This is a genomic window from Prevotella sp. S7-1-8 (assembly GCF_000758925.1).
GTDB lineage: Bacteria > Bacteroidota > Bacteroidia > Bacteroidales > Bacteroidaceae > Prevotella.
This window is the reverse complement of record NZ_JRNC01000115.1, coordinates 1-2,404: the sequence shown is the minus strand read 5'-3', so window position 1 is coordinate 2,404 and position 2,404 is coordinate 1. Positions and strand designations below refer to the sequence as shown.

The following is a 2,404-nucleotide window of genomic DNA, read 5'->3' as shown; positions in this document are numbered from 1 at the left end:
ATACGGCATATTCTGTTGCTCATAGTCCATCCCCATAAAGGCATAGTTCTCACGCTTCAAGTAACGGGTGAGTGACAAGCCCAGACCGAAGTTACCCTTGGCAAAAAGTTTTTCTCCCTTGATAATCGGCAGACTGCCTATGACTTCTATTCCTTTCTGCTTCGGAATCAGTCTTTGCGCTTGTGCCGGCAGCATCGTTGCCACCGCACAAGCCAATAAAAAGAGATACTTCTTCATTACCATTTAAGTTTGAGGTTATCAATCTTCTGAGCCAAAAGTAAATCTTGCGGCTCGACATAGAAGGTAAGCGTTCGTCCACCATTATGCTCATAAAGCGTCACTTCAAGCTGCTTATCTTCTGAAAGCGAGAACTGCTCCAAGGCGAACACCGAACTTTCTGTGTGCCTTCCCTTGATGTAATTCACCTGATGATAGGCACGGAGTGGTTGCAGCACCTGTTCCTGAATGGCGGTGCGCTTCGCTACCTTTTTATCCACCACCTTGAACGTAACGAAGTCCACCGAGTACGGCATATTGGTCATATTGTCTATTCGGGTATGAAAATATAGCAAGCCATTGTGCGCATACAATCCCCTAAGCAGGAATTTCATACCGAACATTTGGGTGCCGATATGCTTGAATACACGTTTATCATTTTGATAAATAGTCTTCATCATCAGCTTGACGAGTATGGGCGACTCGTTACCCAGTTCCTTGAAGTAGATGTCCGCACGGTTGCTCGGCAAACGTCCTTCGACGGGCGACAGAAAGTCCTTCATCTCAACGTTTAACTTCTCTGGCTCATCGGCATACTTCACGTTAAAAGCATAGAAAGAGCCGTCCTCGCAAATCACGCTCATGTTGGTTTCCGTCTCAAAGTCCTTGACGGCAGCCTTTACACGCAGTACGTTCTCCGCATCCTCCGCCTTGCCGGCAATGATGTTCTGTGAACCCAAATCCACATAGCGGACAGGCGCAGGAAAAATCAGATGCACCGTCTTTTCAAAAGTAACCTCCAAGCCGTATGGCAGGACGATGCGTCCGTTAGGAATTGCCTTGCTCATACCTTGAAAGAGTTCTCCCGATGAGAGCGGACGGTCGGGCGTGAGCGTTAAAGTCGTTGTTTGTGCAGTGGCTGACGCTCCCATCGTGGCAAGCAGGACAGCCGAAAAAATCCATTTTTTCATTGTTGTTGTTATTTTGTTATTGTGATTTTTATTGATTGATATGCTTATTTTGACTGAACCAAGAACAGGCGGTAGCCGCCTTTAAGTGTTACCTTGACGGTGCGGAGTTTCTTTTGGAGCAGCTGGCTTGCGCCCTGCATCACCCCACGAGCTGCCTCCGAGATAATCTGGTCTTTGGCGGAGGAAGCAAAGGTGAAGGAGGTTCCCATCGAACCGCCGATGTTCGCACCCACCTCTTTAAGGGCGTTGATGTCCTCCGAACCCGGAATGAACACACCCTCCTGTCCGTCGGTGTCGTATGCCGAGAGCTTCACGGCAATAATCCGTCCCTTTACTTCAATGCTCTTAACGAGCAGGTGCAGACGGTTGCCCTCAATCTTAGCCCTCGCAATGAGTCGGCTTTGGCGGGGAATGCGCAAGCCCTGCACTTGGGCAGTTTCGAGCATGCGCAACGCCACATTATCGCCCTCCTTGAGTGTCGCTGTCCTGTCCACCACCACGCTGAGCGTGTTGCGGGACACGGCAGCAACCGCACTCGTGAGCGAATGAAAGCCCATATTGCGTGGCTTCGTGCCGTATTGCTGAACAAAGTCGGCATCTGTCATCGGCTGGTCGAGCGAAGACACCACCTGCTTACGTTCTGCCAATACCTCCATTGCAGGAAGAGAACCGGCTACCGATACTTGTTTTGTTGCCGATGTTTCCAAAACTCCCTTTTCCTTTGCGGGTGTAAAAGTGTTGGCAGCATTGGTAGTTGAAGAAGATTGTGGCAGATACTTCGCCGCCATTTGGTAACTCTTTTCCATCAGAGCGAGCTGTCGCTTCTCCTCCGCATCCTCATTCTCATTCTTTGATGCCAATTCCTTTTTGAGGTTGTCCAACTCCGAGCGCAGTGCCTCACGCTCCTGCTCGTGCGGATCGGGTGCATAAAAAGAGTTCAACAGGCGGTTGTTCTCCTCATAGCGGTGCATTGAGCTTTCAATCTTTGCCGTCGAAGCGGCTGTTTCCGCACGCTCGCTTTCCGAGGGGGCGGTATTACTATCAAAGTAATCCGAAAGCCTGCCCATCTCCTCGCGTGTCTGTTCGTCCTGACGGCTCTTGTCGCCCAATTCGTAGGCTTTGAGTTTGTTGCCCGTCAGCTGTTCGGTGGTCGCCTGCGGTATGCTGTCGTTCAGTCCCTGCTGCGCCGCACTCTTCTCCTTGCCCGACGGGGCAAA

At 50.6% G+C, this 2,404-nt stretch carries 3 protein-coding genes; all 3 read right to left on the bottom strand.

What is annotated here, in order from left to right; translation table 11 throughout:
* The coding region (locus HMPREF1640_RS12090) for a conjugal transfer protein TraO (protein ID WP_036895241.1) at positions 1-243 on the bottom strand (243 nt) is incomplete at its 3' end.
* Positions 237-1,187: a conjugative transposon protein TraN gene (gene traN, locus HMPREF1640_RS12085; protein ID WP_008124726.1), complete on the bottom strand. Its 951-nt coding sequence runs from the start codon at positions 1,185-1,187 to the stop codon at positions 237-239. The genes traN and HMPREF1640_RS12090, both read right to left, overlap by 7 nt.
* A 44-nt stretch (positions 1,188-1,231) precedes the next feature.
* On the bottom strand, positions 1,232-2,404 hold a 1,173-nt coding region (gene traM / locus HMPREF1640_RS12080), incomplete at its 5' end, for a conjugative transposon protein TraM (protein ID WP_036895238.1).

Bases quoted from the DNA above. Each gene is read 5' to 3' on its own strand.
- traN (WP_008124726.1), bottom strand. From the start codon at position 1,187: ATGAAAAAATGGATTTTTTCGGCTGTCCTGCTTGCCACGATGGGAGCG.